At 52.8% G+C, this 16,725-nt stretch carries 14 protein-coding genes and 2 pseudogenes; 4 read left to right on the top strand and 12 right to left on the bottom strand.

Annotated elements, in window-relative coordinates; genetic code table 11:
* The first annotated feature begins 145 nt into the window (after window positions 1-145).
* On the top strand, window positions 146-1,750 hold the full coding sequence (locus Q9O24_03020) for a cation:proton antiporter (protein MDQ7074125.1): 1,605 nt from the start codon (window positions 146-148) through the stop codon (window positions 1,748-1,750).
* Here the strand turns inward: Q9O24_03020 and queG are convergent.
* The 5 genes and pseudogenes from queG to murA all read right to left on the bottom strand — a co-directional run bounded on the left by queG (window position 1,747) and on the right by murA (window position 7,253).
* A pseudogene (queG, locus tag Q9O24_03015) lies at window positions 1,747-2,834 on the bottom strand (tRNA epoxyqueuosine(34) reductase QueG). The gene Q9O24_03020 and the pseudogene queG sit on opposite strands and share 4 nt — an antisense overlap.
* 115 nt (window positions 2,835-2,949) lie before the next feature.
* Window positions 2,950-4,251 (bottom strand): histidinol dehydrogenase, encoded by a 1,302-nt coding sequence (gene hisD / locus Q9O24_03010; GenBank protein ID MDQ7074124.1) that lies wholly within the window; start codon window positions 4,249-4,251, stop codon window positions 2,950-2,952.
* Window positions 4,251-5,327: a 3-deoxy-7-phosphoheptulonate synthase gene (locus Q9O24_03005; GenBank protein MDQ7074123.1), complete on the bottom strand. Its 1,077-nt coding sequence runs from the start codon at window positions 5,325-5,327 to the stop codon at window positions 4,251-4,253. Before Q9O24_03005 ends, hisD begins: the two co-directional genes overlap by 1 nt.
* 10 nt (window positions 5,328-5,337) lie before the next feature.
* The gene (gene hisG / locus Q9O24_03000) at window positions 5,338-5,976 is read right to left on the bottom strand and encodes an ATP phosphoribosyltransferase (GenBank protein ID MDQ7074122.1); all 639 of its coding nucleotides are present in this window, start codon (window positions 5,974-5,976) and stop codon (window positions 5,338-5,340) included.
* 17 nt (window positions 5,977-5,993) lie between these two features.
* On the bottom strand, window positions 5,994-7,253 hold the full coding sequence (murA, locus tag Q9O24_02995; GenBank protein ID MDQ7074121.1) for a UDP-N-acetylglucosamine 1-carboxyvinyltransferase: 1,260 nt from the start codon (window positions 7,251-7,253) through the stop codon (window positions 5,994-5,996).
* Between the two features lie 224 nt (window positions 7,254-7,477).
* Here murA and Q9O24_02990 point away from each other — a divergent pair, with 224 nt between their 5' ends.
* A complete protein-coding gene (locus Q9O24_02990; protein ID MDQ7074120.1) occupies window positions 7,478-8,056 on the top strand; it encodes a Uma2 family endonuclease in 579 nt (192 codons plus the stop codon).
* Between the two features lie 147 nt (window positions 8,057-8,203).
* Here the strand turns inward: Q9O24_02990 and Q9O24_02985 are convergent, their stop codons facing one another.
* The 4 genes and pseudogenes from Q9O24_02985 to Q9O24_02970 form a co-directional block, all read right to left on the bottom strand.
* Window positions 8,204-9,103 (bottom strand): CoB--CoM heterodisulfide reductase iron-sulfur subunit B family protein, encoded by a 900-nt coding sequence (locus Q9O24_02985; GenBank protein ID MDQ7074119.1) that lies wholly within the window; start codon window positions 9,101-9,103, stop codon window positions 8,204-8,206.
* A gap of 11 nt (window positions 9,104-9,114) precedes the next feature.
* Entirely contained in the window at window positions 9,115-9,744 is a 630-nt protein-coding gene (locus Q9O24_02980; GenBank protein ID MDQ7074118.1) for a 4Fe-4S dicluster domain-containing protein, read from the bottom strand.
* Between the two features lie 9 nt (window positions 9,745-9,753).
* Window positions 9,754-11,999: pseudogene (locus tag Q9O24_02975) on the bottom strand (hydrogenase iron-sulfur subunit).
* A gap of 4 nt (window positions 12,000-12,003) precedes the next feature.
* Complete coding sequence (locus Q9O24_02970) at window positions 12,004-13,299, bottom strand: FAD-dependent oxidoreductase (protein ID MDQ7074117.1); 1,296 nt, start codon at window positions 13,297-13,299, stop codon at window positions 12,004-12,006.
* A gap of 282 nt (window positions 13,300-13,581) precedes the next feature.
* Here Q9O24_02970 and Q9O24_02965 point away from each other — a divergent pair, with 282 nt between their 5' ends.
* Entirely contained in the window at window positions 13,582-14,394 is an 813-nt protein-coding gene (locus tag Q9O24_02965; protein MDQ7074116.1) for a CbbQ/NirQ/NorQ/GpvN family protein, read from the top strand.
* Between the two features lie 96 nt (window positions 14,395-14,490).
* Here Q9O24_02965 and Q9O24_02960 read toward each other — a convergent pair whose 3' ends face one another.
* Complete coding sequence (locus Q9O24_02960) at window positions 14,491-15,021, bottom strand: peptidylprolyl isomerase (protein MDQ7074115.1); 531 nt, start codon at window positions 15,019-15,021, stop codon at window positions 14,491-14,493.
* A 125-nt stretch (window positions 15,022-15,146) separates the two neighbouring features.
* Between Q9O24_02960 and Q9O24_02955 the strand changes: the two genes are divergently transcribed.
* Window positions 15,147-15,551 (top strand): hypothetical protein, encoded by a 405-nt coding sequence (locus tag Q9O24_02955; protein MDQ7074114.1) that lies wholly within the window; start codon window positions 15,147-15,149, stop codon window positions 15,549-15,551.
* Here the strand turns inward: Q9O24_02955 and Q9O24_02950 are convergent.
* Both Q9O24_02950 and Q9O24_02945 read right to left on the bottom strand, forming a co-directional pair.
* Entirely contained in the window at window positions 15,534-16,301 is a 768-nt protein-coding gene (locus Q9O24_02950; GenBank protein MDQ7074113.1) for a DUF6499 domain-containing protein, read from the bottom strand. The genes Q9O24_02955 and Q9O24_02950 overlap by 18 nt on opposite strands.
* Window positions 16,282-16,623, bottom strand: coding sequence for a transcriptional regulator (locus Q9O24_02945; GenBank protein ID MDQ7074112.1), 342 nt, complete (start codon window positions 16,621-16,623; stop codon window positions 16,282-16,284). Before Q9O24_02945 ends, Q9O24_02950 begins: the two co-directional genes overlap by 20 nt.
* Window positions 16,624-16,725: the final 102 nt, after the last annotated feature.

Below are 16,725 nucleotides of genomic sequence, written 5' to 3'. Positions count from 1 at the left end.
CCGTCAGCCCAGACGAACCAACTTAATGAAAGGCCAAAGACATCACATACATTACCGACATTGCAATACAAGACTAAACATGTCAAAAACCAGTAGTATTAGCCCCTCTTTTTTCAATGCACTAACCCCAACATTCGGAACATAGATGGAATTAGAATCAATCAGCTTAGTCTCAACAGAAATCATCTGGATCGCCCTCGCTCTTGGTTTGGGCTTACTGGCCAAAACAATGACCTTACCGCCCTTAGTTGGCTTTCTGGTCACCGGCTTTCTGCTCAGCGCATGGGGAGTCGAAAGCGGCGACACACTGCAACAACTGGCCGATCTTGGCATCACCCTATTGCTCTTCACTGTCGGCCTCAAATTAAACATCAAAGTACTGATCCGCCCCCAAGTGTGGGCAGTAACGTTGCTGCACATGGCCGTTATCAGCGCCCTCGTTGCCTTATTGATTTTTATTCTCGTTATGCTTCAACTGCCGTTGTTCGCCACCCTTGATCTCAAAATGATGTTGTTAATCGCTTTCTCCCTCAGCTTTTCCAGCACCGTCTTTGTGGTCAAAGCCCTCTCAGAAATCGGTGAAATGGGATCACTGCGAGGCCAAATCGCCATCGGTATCTTGGTGATACAAGATCTGGTGGCAGTGCTCTTCTTGGCCGCCTCCACCGGTAAAGTCCCCTCACCTTGGGCGCTGTTACTGCTGTTGCTGATTCCGCTACGCCCCCTCTTGCAAGCGCTGTTGCAACGAGTCGGACACGGCGAATTGTTGATGCTCTACGCCCTGCTATTGACCTTTGGTGGAGCCGAACTGTTTGCAGCGGTCGGCATAAAAGGCGATCTGGGAGCTTTGATGATGGGCGTATTGATCTCCAGCCACCCTAAAGCCAAAGAGCTGGCCAACAGCATCCTCACCTTTAAGGAGCTTTTTTTAGTCGGTTTTTTTCTCTCCATTGGCCTATCAGGGCAACTGACCATCGAAGCCCTGCTCATCGGTGCGCTGTTGGTGCCATTAATTTTCATCAAATCCACCCTCTTTTTTGCCCTGATGACTCGTTTTCAACTGCGCTCTCGCACCTCACTGCTCGCCTCTTTGAACCTCACCAACCACAGCGAATTTGGCCTGATCGTCATTGCATTAGCGGTGAGTAATGGCTGGCTAAGCAGCGATTGGCTGGTAATCATGGCCGTGACACTGGCGCTATCCTTTGTCATTTCAGCCCCCTTAAACAGCTACGATGACCGACTTTACAACCGTTTTCGCTCATTCTGGCTCACCTTTCAGCACCCCGAACGCTTGGAAGACGACCGTGTGCTCAACACCTTCGGTGCCAGCGTAGCCGTATTTGGCATGGGGCGCGTCGGCAGCGGCGCGTACGACACCATGCGCTCACTGCACGGTGAGACAGTGGTGGGCATCGACTTTGACGAAGAGCGGGTCATAAAACATCAAAAACTGAAACGCAACGTGCTGCACGGCGACCCCTGCGACACCGATTTTTGGGAAAAAGTAGAGGAGAACCACGCCATCAAACACGTCTTATTAGCACTGCCTAATCTGCACGCCAATTTGGCTGCTCTACAGGAGCTGAACGCCACTGCCTTTGGCGGGTACATTGCGTCTGTGGCGCACTTCCCCGACGAGGTGGAGCAGCTCAAAGAAGCCGGTGCCACCACGGTGTTCAATATCTACACCGAAGCCGGAGACGGTTTCGCCAACCACGTTGAGACGCACTTAAGAGGCTTGGATTAAACAGGATCTTGTCGCCTTAGCTTCGCCAAAGCCCAGCCAATCTGCTCTTTCAACACCCCCTCAGACTCAGCCAAACGAACCTGCAACGCCGCTTGCACCGCAACCGACGCTTCACCATTAGCCAAGCCAATGGTCAAATTACGCAACCAACGTTGATAACCGATGCGGCGTACCGGTGAGCCTTGAAACCGTTCTAAAAACTGCGCCTCACTCCACTGATAAAGATCCAGCAACGCCGCTCGATCCAGACCGTGACGCACAGCAAAATCCGCCTCCTCACTGATTTTTGAGAAGCGATTCCACGGGCAGACCAATTGGCAATCATCACAACCGTAGATGCGGTTGCCCAGTTGAGAGGCCAGCGGATCGGCAATAAAACCGTCATATTCAATGGTGAGATAAGAGATACAGAGCCGCGCATCCAGCTCGTAAGGGGCGATAATCGCCTGCGTTGGACAGACCGTCATGCAGGCCGAACAGTTACCACAATGGCTCTGATTCAAACCCGATGGCGTAACCGGCAAGGGCAGATCGGTGTAGATCTCACCGAGAAAAAACCACGAACCGGCTTTTTTATTGATTAAGTTGGTGTGTTTACCGATCCAGCCGAGACCGGCCTTTTCTGCCAGCGGTTTTTCCATTACCGGCGCGCTGTCCACAAACACCCGATAACCAAACTCACCCACCTCAGCGGCCATTTTGTCCGCCAGCTTTTGCAATTTTTTCCGCATCACTTTGTGGTAATCACGCCCCAAGGCGTAACGAGAGAGGTAGGCTAAACTGGGGTCTTGCAGCACCTGAATCGGTGTCGTCGGCCTCCGGTGGAGTGATAATTCATCCGCACCGAAATCACCCGTAAGGTGCCTGGCTCCAGCTCCGCCGGGCGGGTGCGTTTGCTGCCGTGGCGCGCCATGTAGCTCATGGAACCCATAAAACCGCGCGCCAGCCACGACTCAAAATAGGCTTCGATGTGGTTCAGGTCGGTGTCGGTGACTTCCAGTTGCTGAAAACCCAGCTCCGCTGCCCAGCTTTGTATCTGCTGATAAAGCTGATTTGGATTCTGTAAAGGCGGCTTTTTCTTCAAGGCGCTCAACCAACCACATACTGGTTATCGTTCATAAAGACCCACCTCGTAGATACCACCTCTCATTTACCACCACAAGTCTCAATTAACAGACGCTTGTCTCCACAAAAACACGCTACGACTTAATCCGATACTCAGCCGAACGTGCATGAGCCACCAAGCCCTCACCGTGCGCCAAAATAGACGCGGTGCGCCCCAGCGTTGAACCGCCCTCAGCAGAGCAGCCGATCAAGCTGGAGCGTTTTTGAAAATCGTACACCCCCAACGGCGACGAGAAACGCGCCGTACGCGAAGTGGGCAGCACATGATTCGGACCGGCGCAATAATCACCCAACGCCTCAGCGGTGAAACGCCCCATAAAGATCGCGCCCGCGTGACGAATTTCCTTAGCCATATCCTCGGCGTTCTCCACCGACAGCTCCAGATGTTCTGGCGCGATAAAGTTGGCAATACGCACCGCCTCATCCAAATCCTTGACCTGAATCAACGCCCCACGCTCACTGAGGGAGGTTTCGATGATCTGCCGCCGTGGCATCTCATCCATCAGCCGCTCAATACTCGCCTCCACTTGATCCAGATACGCCGCATCGGGGCAGAGCAAAATAGACTGCGCGTCTTCGTCATGTTCCGCTTGTGAAAACAGATCCATCGCAATCCAATCGGGATCGGTTTTGCCATCACAGATGATCAAAATCTCTGACGGCCCAGCAATCATGTCGATGCCCACGGTGCCAAACACCATGCGTTTGGCACTGGCGACGTAAATATTGCCAGGGCCGACGATCTTATCCACCGGTGGCACCGTTTCTGTGCCGTAAGCCAAAGCCGCCACCGCTTGCGCGCCACCGACGGTGAAAACGCGATCCACCTCCGCCAAACAGGCCGCAGCCAAGACCAATTCATTGACCTCACCGCCGGGAGTGGGCACCACCATAATCAACTCCGCCACCCCCGCCACTTTAGCGGGGATGGCGTTCATCAACACCGAGGAAGGATAAGCCGCCTTGCCGCCCGGCACATACAAACCGACTCGATCCAGCGGCGTTACCTGCTGACCCAAAACCGTGCCGTCGTCTTCGGTGAAACTCCACGAACTCATCTTTTGATGTTCAGCGTAGGCTTGCAGACGTTGCACCGAGAGACGCAGGGCTTCACGTTGCACTTTTGGAATGCTCTCCAACGCTTGACGCAGACGCGCTTGCGGAATCTCCAACTCGGCCATCGAATCCACACTCAGGGCATCAAAACGAGCGGTGTACTCCAGCAGTGCGGCATCGCCTTGCGTTTTAACTGCCGCCAAAATCTCCGCCACCCGCGCTTGAATCGCCTCATCAGAGCCACTCTCCCACGCCAACAACGACTCCAAATCACTCTGAAATTCGTTCTCTGCTGAATTTAAGCGTTTTATCATCGCCATCACAGCGCCTCCTCAGTCTGTTTCAAGCTGCGCCGTTCACGCACCGCTGCGGCCAATTCATGCAGCAACGGCACCGTGCTCTGCCAATCAATGCAGGCATCGGTGATGCTCTGACCGTAAACCAAATCATCCACGTCAATGACATCCTGCCGTCCCGCCACCAGATGGCTCTCCAACATCAAACCAAAAATACGCTCATCGCCGTTGGCCACTTGATGCGCCACATCGCGGCACACGTCCCCCTGCCGTTCGGGCATTTTACGGCTGTTGGCGTGGCTGCAATCCACCATCAAACGCGGCAGCAGGCTGGCTTTGCTCAACAAACCGGAGGCATCATCAACACTGGCGGCATCGTAATTGGGCTGCTTGCCGCCGCGCAGAATCACATGGCAATCGGGGTTGCCACTGGTGGCAAAAATAGCCGAATTGCCGCCCTTGGTCACCGAGAGAAAATTATGTGGCCGCGAAGCCGAACCGATGGCATCCACCGCCACCTGCAAGCCACCGTCGGTGCCGTTTTTAAAGCCCACCGGACAAGACAAACCCGAGGCCAATTCACGGTGCGCTTGGCTTTCGGTGGTGCGCGCGCCAATCGCCCCCCAAGAGACCAGATCGGCAACGTACTGCGGGCTGATCAGATCCAGATATTCGGTACCGGCAGGCAAACCCATTTCGGCAATGTCTGACAGCAGGTGGCGCGCCAGCCCCAAACCTTTGTTGATCTCAAAACTGCCATCCAGATCGGGGTCATTAATCAGCCCTTTCCAGCCGACGGTGGTGCGTGGTTTTTCAAAATAAACCCGCATCACAATCAGCAGCTCTTTTTTCAGTTCTTGGCTGACCGCCTGTAATTTACTCGCATAATCACGCGCCGCTTTTGGGTCATGAATGGAACAGGGGCCAACAATCACCAGCAAACGATCATCACGGTTATGCAAAATATCGCCAATACCTTGGCGCGCTTCAAACACCGTCTTGGCTGCCGCCTCACTGAGCGGGTGCTGGGCGTGCAGCTCGCGGGGTTTCAGCAGTTTTTTAATCTCAACAATGCGCAAATCGTCGGTTTGATATTTCATCGCTCTTTCCTTACTCAGACTCAACCGCAGCGGCAAAGCGTTCAATCAGCTGCTGCACTCGGGCGTGTTTCATTTTCATCGACGCTTTATTGACCACCAAGCGGGAGCTGATGTCAGCAATGTGATCCATCGGCTCCAAGCCGTTGGCGCGCAAGGTGTTGCCCGTGTCCACCACATCCACGATCAGATCGGACAGCCCCACAATCGGCCCCAACTCCATCGAACCGTAGAGCTTGATCACCTCCACTTGTCGCCCTTGCTCAGCAAAATAACGTTGCGCGCAGTTGACAAACTTGGTCGCAATGCGCAGCCGTCCCTGTTTTGGCTCCACAAAACCAACGGGACCTGCGGTCATCAATTTGCAACGGGCGATTTTCAGATCCAGCGGCTCATACAAGCCCTCGCCACCGTGCTCCATCAAAACATCTTTGCCCGCCACACCCACATCCGCTGCACCGTACTGAACGTAGGTTGGCACATCGGAGGCACGAATAATGACCAACTTCACATCATCATGATTGGTATCCAAAATCAGCTTTCGGCTCTTTTCAGGGTCATCCAACGGCTCGATACCGGCAGCGGCCAACAGAGGCAAGGTCTCTTTGTAAATCCGCCCTTTAGAGAGGGCAATGGTTAATCCATGTTTCATTGTTGTACTCATGAAATTCAGTCGGGAAGACGACGAATGCTGGCACCCAACAGCGCCAGCTTCTCTTCAATGCGTTCGTAACCACGGTCAATGTGATAAATGCGATCCACCACCGTCTGACCGGTGGCAATCATGCCTGCCAAAATCAAGCTGGCGGACGCGCGCAAATCAGTGGCCATTACCGGCGCACCGGTCAATTGAGCAACACCGGTAACGATGGCCGTATTGCCTTCAATGCGAATATCAGCCCCCATGCGTTGCAGCTCTTGCACATGCATAAAACGGTTTTCAAACACCGTTTCGGTGATGCGACCCACGCCATCGGCCACCGCATTCAGCACCATAAATTGCGCCTGCATGTCGGTGGGAAAGTCAGGATAAGGGGCGGTGCAAATGTCTACCGCGTTTGGCCGTGCGCCCTGCATGTCCAGCTCAATCCAGTTGGAACCGGTGTCCAACACCGCACCGGCCTCTTCCAATTTATCCAACACCACCCCCATCAAACTGGGGTCGGTGTCTTTCACCAAAATACGCCCACCGCTGATGGCCGCTGCGAGTAAAAAAGTACCGGTCTCAATCCGGTCTGGAGTAACTCGATAACGTTGACCTTCGAGTTGCTCAACCCCTTCAATAGTAATGGTATGGGTACCAGCTCCAGAGACCTTCGCCCCCATACCGTTAAGGAAATTGGCCAGATCCACCACTTCCGGCTCACGAGCGGCGTTATTCAGCACCGTGGTGCCGTTGGCCAAGGCAGCGGCCATCATTAAGTTTTCCGTGCCGGTCACCGTCACCACCGACAGATTAATCTGCGCACCCTGTAGGCGTTCGCACTGCGCCTTGATGTAGCCGTTCTCCACCACGATCTCGGCTCCCATCGCCCGCAGCCCTTCAAGATGCAGATCCACGGGGCGCGAACCAATGGCACAGCCGCCGGGCAAAGAGACTTCGGCTCGACCAAAGCGCGCCAACAGCGGGCCGAGCACCAAAATGGAGGCACGCATGGTTTTCACCAATTCGTAAGGCGCGACCAGCTCCGTCACCTCGCTGGCATCGGCTTCGATGGCCATCTTTTCATCCAAAGTCAGCCGCATCCCCATTCGCCCCAGCAGCGCCATCATGGTGGTCACATCGTGCAGATGGGGGACGTTTTCCACCACCACCGTGCCTTGGGCGAGCAGAGTACCTGCCAAAATGGGCAGAACGGCGTTTTTCGCACCGGAAATGCGCACGGAACCGCTCAGAGGGCGACCCCCATTGATCAGCAATTTATCCATGAAATATAGGCTTCTTAGATGATATTGAGATAAAAAGGAGGCCAATCATATAGAAAAACGACGAGCAGAGAAACCGGACAAAACAGCGGTCATGAGAGAAATCGCCAATCACGGTGGTCATTACGCTCTATTTTGATTAACCTTGCTGTAGGGGCGGAATATTTTCCGCCCAATATCTGCCCAATATCCGTCCAATGCCAACTTTCCCCATATTGGAGAACACGATGGCCACAGCCGCCCCCTTTGAGCCACACCCTCACGGCTTCAGCATCGCCGATTATCACCGCATGGTGGAGAGTGGTATTTTATCTGCACAAGATCATGTTGAACTCATTACCGGAGAAGTCATTGATATGGCACCCATTGGCAGCCAACACGCCGGAATTGTGAAAAAACTCAGCCATCTTTGTAACCAAGCAGCGGCTCATGCAGCCATTATTTCAGTCCAAGACCCGGTCATCCTCAGCGACTTATCCGAACCTCAACCCGACATTGCGCTGTTGCACTACCGTGATGATTTTTACAGCTCCGCTCACCCCAGAGCCGAAGAAATTTATCTGATTATTGAAGTAGCCGACAGCACCCTGCGTTACGACCGCACGGTCAAACTGCCGCTCTACGCGCAAGCGGAAATTCCTGAGATCTGGATTGTCAATGTGGAGGGCAAGGCACTGGAGATTTATCGGCAGCCGATTGATGGAACCTATCAACAGCAACACCGGCTCGAAACCTTGGGGGAGATCAGCCTTGAGGCTTTGCCTGCTATAACGTTGGATTTAAAATCACTGTTTGGTACAGGGTAGGCTGTAGGGGCAAATTCCATATTCGCCCGAATCAAAACAAGGGTGGAAATTTTTCCACCTACCGCCGTAAGGTGCAACTTCCAAGCACAAAAAAAGCCCCGCCAAGAAACCTCAGCGGGGCTTTTTTCAACCATCAAAAATTACGGCTTATTTAGCGGCAATCTCTTCCAGTCGAGTCGCACGAATGATCTGACCATCCAGCGCCGAGTCTTTTGCCGAACGACCGTACGCCACACTCATCAGAGTGGAGTAGTAGGTCACTGGCATATTAAACTTGGTGCCGTATTTGGCGTTAATCTGATCTTGATAAACCTCAACGTTCATCTGGCAGACCGGACACGGGGTGACGATCATCTCGGCACCGCCATCGTAAGCCGCTTCAATGATGTCTTTAATCATCGCTTGGGATTTCTCTGGCTCAGAGAAGGCCAGCGCACCACCACAACATTGAACTTTTTTGTCGTAGTTATCAATTGGCTCTGCGCCCAAGGTCTCAACCAACTTGTCCAAGTATTTTGGGTTCTCGAAAGATTCGCCCTCAATACCAAACGGACGGTTGGTCTGACAGCCGACATAACCGGCAATCTTGATCCCTTCCAGTGGTTTTTTCACCTTCGCGCCAATGGCATCGTAACCAAAGTCTTCAATCAAAACCTCGACCATGTGCTTGATTGGGGTTTCGTTTTTCAACTTCAACCCCGCCATCGCCAAGGCTTCGTTGGTCTCCGCCATCAGGTCGCTGTTGTCTTTCAAACGCTCTGAAGTTTCGCGGGTCGCCAACCAACAGGCCGCACAGGTGGCCACAATCTCTTGACCCGGGTTGTGCTCTTCCGACAGCGCAATGTTGCGCGCCGACAGCGCCATGCGCGGCAGTTCGCCACCACTGGCGTAACCAATCGACGCTGAACAACAGTTCCAATCTGGAATGTGATTCAGCTTAATGTCCAACTCCTCACACATCGAATTCACCGAGATGAGGTAGTTGGACGATGAGGCTCCCTTCTGCGAAGAGCAACCTGGGTAAAACGAATATTCTTTAGTCGCCATCGTTCAGCTCCTTAGGCGTTCATGTTCTTTTCAATGCGGGACGTTTCGATCTCTTGGGCTTTTTTCACCATCGCTTGGAAGCCGTCAAGGTCTTTCACTTTATGGCCACCGAAGATCTCCATCGGGTTCATGCGCTTGGTTCTCATCATGCCCAAACCGATGTCTTTCATCTTCAGCGAGGTTTTAACACCCTCGGCAAAACCGTTCATAAAGTAGAGGTTCAAGCCCAACTTCAGCTCGTTAACCCGACCTTTTTTGACCAGGTTGTCCCAGAAATGCTGGGCAAATTTGGCCGTCTGTTGCCCTTTAGGCACCAGCCCCAAACGCTTCGCGTAACTGGCCAAACCGTGCATGATGTGGGTGATCGGCACTTCACGCGGACAACGCACCACACAGTTGTAACACGAGGTACACATCCACATGGAGTCGGAGCTAAGCACCTCTTCACGCTTACCGGCACGAATCATCATAAAGAGCTTTTGGGGTGAATGTTCCCAGTGCGAGCCGAGCGGGCAAGAACCCGAACAGACCCCACACTGCATACACATCTTGACCCAATCGCCCTGTTCGACGTTGGCCTCCACTTCATGGAGGAAACTGTTGCGATATTTTTCCACCATCGCAGTGTTAAGTTCGCTCATCTTGATCTCCTAGAATTTGAAGGGGCTCATACCGATCTTCTCAATGGTGTCGGCCATATCGTTGATCAACTGCGGCGCACGTTGGATGTCAGTAATGGCCACTTCATAAGTCGAGACCCGCTCCGCTTCCAGACTCAACTGCTGCAACGTATCGGCAATTTTACCCATACGCATGCTGGCCACCTCAGATCCTTTGACAAAATGACACTGATAGTCATCCCCTTTTTGACAGCCCATCAAGACCACACCATCGTAACCTTCACTCAAAGCGCATCGGTTAACCAAACGGTGTTGACCGAGCCTAAACAGCGGACCGGAATCACCCGTGCCCACTGGCTGTAGTGGTAGCCGTTTTGAGCCCCCATATCCAGTGCAGGATAAGCGTCGTTTTCACAAGCCAGCACCAAGATCCGTGGTTTTTCATCAAACTCATCGGGAATATCGACGTTTTTGATCTGATTGCCCACGGTATCAACGGAGTAGTTATCAAAGGAAATCACCCGTACAGGACAGGCCCCCATGCAGGTACCGCAACGGCGACAACGGGACTCATTGAACTTCGGAAAGCCACGTTCGTCTTCGTCGATGGCACCAAAGGGACACTCCACTGTACAGCGTTTGCACTGCGTACAGCCTTCTTTGCTAAACAGCGGATAAGAGAGATCCCCCGAACGCGGATGTGCGGCACGACCTTGACCGGCATTTTCAGCGGATTGAATCGCTTTCAGCGCCGCGCCCATGGCATCGTCTTGCGCCTGCAAGGTGTCCATCGGACGACGTACCGGCCCTGCTGAATAGATCCCCGTACGACGGGTTTCATAAGGGAAACAAATGAAATGCGAATCGGTAAAACCGTTGGAGAGATGCGGCAGATCGGTACCTTGACGGTAATCCAAGTTCAGAATGGATTCAACACTGATCTCAACGGTGTTCGATGCTTCAGCCGCTTCCTGCTCTTCTTTGCTTGGAGCAACGGCGTAAGGATCAGGGCCAGAATTCGGCACTTGACCGGTGGCCAACACCACCAAATCCGCCTGCATGGAGGTCTCTTCGCCCAGAATCAGATCGTTAAATTTGACTTCCAGACCCTCAGCAGAAGGCACCACTTCGGAGACCTCGCCTTTAGAAAAAAGAATGCCTTTTTTCTGCCCAGAGCGATAGAAATCTTCGCCACCCGCACCTGGGGTACGCAGATCGGTAAACAGGATCGTGGTATCCGCATTGGGGTTGCTCTCTTTGAAATACATCGCCTGCTTGATGGATGTATTGCAGCAGAACCCCGAACAGTAAGAGAGATGACCTTCTTTCTCAGAACGCTGACCGGCACACTGAATAAAGGTAACGCTTTTAATCTCTTTGCCATCGGAAGGCCGTTTCATCGGCCCGCCGTTGGCGGCTTTAGCCAACGCTTCCAACTCGACGTTGGTCACCACATCGGCATGTTTTCCATACGCAAATTCCGGCAGCTGATTGGCATCGTAAGCTTTCATGCCGCTCGCTTGCACAATGGCACCCACCGTGGCGGTCTCCGTGCTGCCGCTTTCGGTGCTCAGATCAATCTCAAACCGACCAGGCGCACCGGCGGTTTTGGTCACGGTGGTGTTCAGATGTACGCTGATGCCATCGGCGGCGTTCACCGCTTCAATCAACTCAGCAACCCCCGTCTCTTCTGGCTCAGCGTACGGCGCACGAGTCGGCACTCGTTTGTACAGATCGCCCGCCATGCCACCCAGAGCACCGCTTTTTTCCACCAAGGTCACGGAGTAACCGGTTTTGAAACTTTCAATCGCGGCGGTCAGGCCGGTAATCCCGCCCCCCACCACCAGCACACTTTTCACCAACGGCTGCTCTTCAGAGCCGGTGGGAACGTTCATGGCTTTGACCTCATGACAACCCATACGGACGTAATCGTCAGCCATCTCTTGAGTGGTTTCTGTGTGCTCGTCGCCTTCAGGACGCGCCCAGATCACCCCTTCACGCAAATTAACGCGAGTCTGTGATACACCACTGAAGTTGAACGCTTCAACTTTAGCGCGGCGCGAACAGGCCGCAATGGCCAACTGATTAACACCTTCGTTGTCGATGTCGTCTTGAATCATCTGCACACCGGCTTTGGAACAGAGGAAGTCATGGGTTTTACAGACTTTCGCTTTGCCGTCGCGGGTGGCGGTCATCTCCAACTGCCCCATGTTCAGGCGATCACCAATGCCACAACCAGAACAAATATAAGCACCTACTTTCTTTTCGTCTGCCATCGTCTTAGCCCTCCGCTCTGGCAACGCGATTCACCACTTGGATCGCTCGCAATGAAGCCGCCGTTGCACTTTGCACCGCACGGTTCACGTCCAGCGCATCCGCCGCACAACCGGCGGCGAAAATCGCGCCGTTGCTTTCATCACGTTCGATAAAGCCGTGTTCGTTAATGACCACATCACCTGGGAAACCCGCTTCATTGAGGCTTGGCTCCATACCAATCGCCAGCACCACCAGATCATGAGGTTGTTCATAACGGTGATAGCCTTCCGTATCCACACCGCGCAAAATCGGATTGCCAGTGGCTTTATCTTCAATGATGTTGGCCACTTTGGATTTCACAAAGGAGACGTTTTTATTCGCCTGCACCTTTTTGTAAAAATCTTCAAAACGGTCAATGGCACGAATGTCGATGTAATAAATGGTGGATTTACCACTGTCGGCAAACTGCTCACTGACGTAGGTGGACTGTTTCAATGAAGCCATGCAACAGATGCGCGAGCAGTGTTTAAGATGATTGCTATCCCGCGAACCAGCACACTGGATAAACGCCACGTCTTTGGCTTCTTTGCCATCAGAAGGACGAATCAACTTGCCCCCAGTAGGGCCTGAAGCGTCCATCATGCGTTCAAACTCAACGCTGGTAATGACATTGGCGATGCGGTCATAGCCGTAAGGCTGAATTTTAGCCGCATCGTAAGGCCGCCAACCGGTCGCCCAGATCACCGCGCCGATGTTCAGCTCCAAGACCTCTTCTTGCATATCCAAGTCGATGGCGTTGTATTTACAGGCCGCTTTGGCTTTCTCTGCGTCTTCGGTGCCGATCATCGCCGGATCCAAAACGTAGGTTTGCGGATGCGCCATGTTGTACGGCAAATAAGCGCCTTTGCGCTTTTTCATCGCTCCAAGACCGTAATTAAATTCGTTGTCGAACTCCGCATCCACCGCCTTGGCACAATCGCCACACGCGGTGCAATTTTCATTAACGTAACGTGGACTGATGGTCACCTTAGCGCTGTAATTGCCCTCGGAACCGGTCAAATCCGTCACCTGCGCCAGAGTCAGAATGGTTAAATTCGGATTCATTTTAGCGCGGCGCTGATTGATCTCCAGACCACAGGTTGGATGACACAGCTTAGGGAAATATTTATACAACTGTGTGATTCGACCACCAATAAAAGCCCGTTTTTCAACTAAAACGACCTTTTTACCCATTTCAGCGGCTTCCAGAGCAGCGGTCATACCGCTCACTCCACCACCGACCACCAGAATCGTCTGGTTGGTTGCGATTACTTCCGTCATTTACGCTCCTCCATAAAGGATCAAATAAACGGCTCAGACACCAAAAACGGTGCCGTAGACTCGATGAAAAGGTGGCTGATCACATCAATACGATTGCGCAGCCCCATAAATACAACCTGCAAAGATACTCCGGTTCGCAGCAAATATCCTATAGATAATTCCGATGCAGTGATAAACAGACCCAATAGAGTGCCAGTAACCCTGTATATTCTACGGTTGTTTAATCCCTCGCTTCACGTTAGCGTTCGACTCCAGATCACTTATTGGCAGAGAGGAGCCGTTATGAAGGCGCGCAGCATCAAACCCGAACAGCACTACGTTAAAAATGAACCCTATTACGAAGCGATTGGCGAGGAAATTGCCATCTTTGAGGCAGCCTATCGCAACCAACTGCCGGTGCTGCTCAAAGGCCCTACTGGCTGCGGCAAAACCCGTTTTATGGAGTACATGGCGTGGCGACTCAAACGCCCCCTGATCACCGTCTCCTGCCACGACGATCTGACCGCCTCCGATCTGGTCGGGCGTTATTTAATCAGTGGCGGTGAAACGGTCTGGATGGATGGCCCGCTGGCCGCCTCAGTGAAAGCCGGAGCCATCTGTTATCTGGATGAAATTGTCGAAGCGCGTAAAGACACCACCGTGGTGATCCACCCTCTGACCGATGATCGGCGCAATCTGCCGATGGAAAAACTGGGTGAGTTACTGGAAGCGCCTGACGATTTTTGCATGGCGATCTCCTACAATCCGGGTTATCAAAGTGTGCTCAAAGATCTAAAGCAGAGCACCCGGCAGCGATTTGTGGCCTTGGAGTTTGATTACCCCAGCAGCGCACTGGAACAAAAGATCGTCGAGAAAGAGACCGGGGTTGATCAACAGACCGCCCGCCAGTTGGTCAAGTTTGCTCAGATGACCCGCAATCTGAAAGGCAGTGGCCTAGACGAAGGTGCCAGTACTCGCCTGTTGGTTCACACCGGAAAATTAATCGTTGACGGCATCAACCCCGTCACCGCCTGCTCCAGCGCCATCGCCCAAGCCCTCACCGACGATGGCGAGATGTTGGCGGCAGTGAATGAGTTGAGTTCTTCGTTGTTTTAGTGAGCGATCCGTAGAGGTGGGTTCCATATCCACCCTGAATTGTTAGACGCTGAATTCACAGAAAAAGGGCAGATATGGAATCGGCCCCTACCGACCTCAATTCAACGTGCGTTTATCAGCGCCATTATCAGAAAAACCGTACTGCTCACCAGACTCACGTCCCGTCGCCACTTTGCCCGACAGCTCTTCACGAGTGGCGTCACGGACGGTTTTGATCTCAACCCGAAAAACCACGGTTTTACCTGCCAGCGGGTGATTGGCATCCAAGGTGATTTTGCCGTTTTCCACCTTAGACACGACGAACTTTTTGCTCTCGCCGTTGCTGTTTTCAAACATCGCCTCAGCACCCACATAACGGAACTCTTCTGGCACGTTGTCAACATCGTCTTCAAACATCAGCTCAGGATCAGGCTGACCAAACGCTTCGTCCGGCTCCAGCATCACGGTCACTTTATCGCCCGCCTGCTTGCCCTTCATCTGCGCTTCCACTTTGTCGTGCATACCGCTGCCGTGGCCGTGAATGTAGTTCAAAGGGAAATCCATCTTCTCAACCACCTCGCCGAGGTCGTCGGTGATCTGGTAAGTAAACTCGACAAATTTATTTATTCCAATGCGTTGCTCGGCCATGACATTCTCCTAAAATTTAAGCCGCAATCATACCCGAAGCCATCCGTTGATAACACAGAGCGCTTCCCTTTTGAGCCTGCAAAGCTAAAATAGGCGCACCCTTTTTCAGCCCCAAGGAAAACACAATGTCCGAACAGATCGCCCAACGTTGGTTAGACGACAGCGCCCAAACCGCCAGCGCCGGTAATTTCAGCGCCCACATGAATCTAATCTCAAAAGAGGTGCAGGTTCACGGTGTGCCAGAGTTTGAAGTGATCGGTTATCAGGATTGGTTCAACCAATGTGAGCATGAATTTGCCAACAACGTACTGGCTTCGCTGCACTACAGCGGCCTAAAGATGATCGCCGCCACGGAGCAGCGCGTCATGTTTAAAACCATTGAAGTCTCCCTAACCAACGAAGGTGAACAGAGCCAAAGCGGGGTTGAGGTGGTATTAGCGAAAGAGGACGATGGCCAGTGGCGCGTAATCCAAGAACGCATCTTATCCGATGACGAAACCCGTCATGCCGGTTTACCTCTCGGCCAATAACAACATCTGCCGATAAGCACCGTCACGCAACGCCTCCGCTTGTTGTTGCAGATTGCGCAACGACACAACATCCAGCGCCAATGCCGCGCTTATCTGCGCTGCCTCAATCCCTGCACCCGAGGCATCCAACACGCGCAACATCAACAACCAGCGCGCAGCCAAACCTTGTACGGTCTGACAACGAATCGCCTCACGCTGCTGGCGTTTCTGCTGTTGCAACTCACGTTTAACCAGCGCCAACTGCTCTTTGAGCGGCAGACTCAAATCAAAGCCAAAGGCCAAGGTGCAATCGGAGTCAAGATAAGCAGCACACCTCTGCACCGACAGCCGCACCGCTTGCAGCTCCACCTCGCGCCAGAGCAACTCTTCGCCTACCTTTGGCTGGGCATATTCTGGATTAAGCGGAAATTTATAAAAACCCCACTTCGCACCCAACCAACACTCAATCAGCAGCTTGCCCCCATCTCCCGCACAACCAAAACCGGCCTCTTCCTCCAGCCCTTCACAGAGCCCTTGATCAGCGTACGCTCGCGGATCGTTTTTCCATCGGCTGAAATCACGCTTCGGCGCTTTGCCATACGCCTCTTCTAAACTCTGCCAAGTCGTGTAAAACTGTACCCAGTCTCGGCGGTACTCAGAATTACGCCGCAAAAACTGCCACGCCCAAAGAGCACTGTCATGACCTTGGGTATACTCATAAGCCGTTGCATCAGACCACTCTGCAAGCGGTTTAATGGGAATTGCTTTCAATCTCAATGCCCATAAACTGAGACAGTGGGCTGTCAGGCTGAATCTGAATCACAATCTCTTCTGTCAACGGCACTTCGCCGGACTGAATGTGCGGCAAAAGCTGCTCCGTCACTTGTTGCACAATCAACATGCCCTGTAAGTTGGGGTCGGAATCGGGTAAGTTTTCCAACTCGCTTTCCAAACTCGCCCAATACGCCTGCATCTGCTCCGCTTGTTTGTTCACCGCCAACGCTTGAAAGTCAGCACTGAAACGCAAATGCAACTCACGCACACCATAATCGTTATCCAATACAGAAAAATGAAACGGCCCTTCAATTAACATAAAATCTCACCTCTATTATCTGACATCAAAATTATCCAAGAAAACCTTAACAAAACAACCGTTGCCCCGAGCTGGACAAAAGAACAAAATGCCCCGCATACC

Source organism: Gammaproteobacteria bacterium, assembly GCA_030949385.1.
Lineage (GTDB): Bacteria > Pseudomonadota > Gammaproteobacteria > JAUZRS01 > JAUZRS01 > JAUZRS01.
This window is presented reverse-complemented; position numbering and strand designations above follow the sequence as displayed.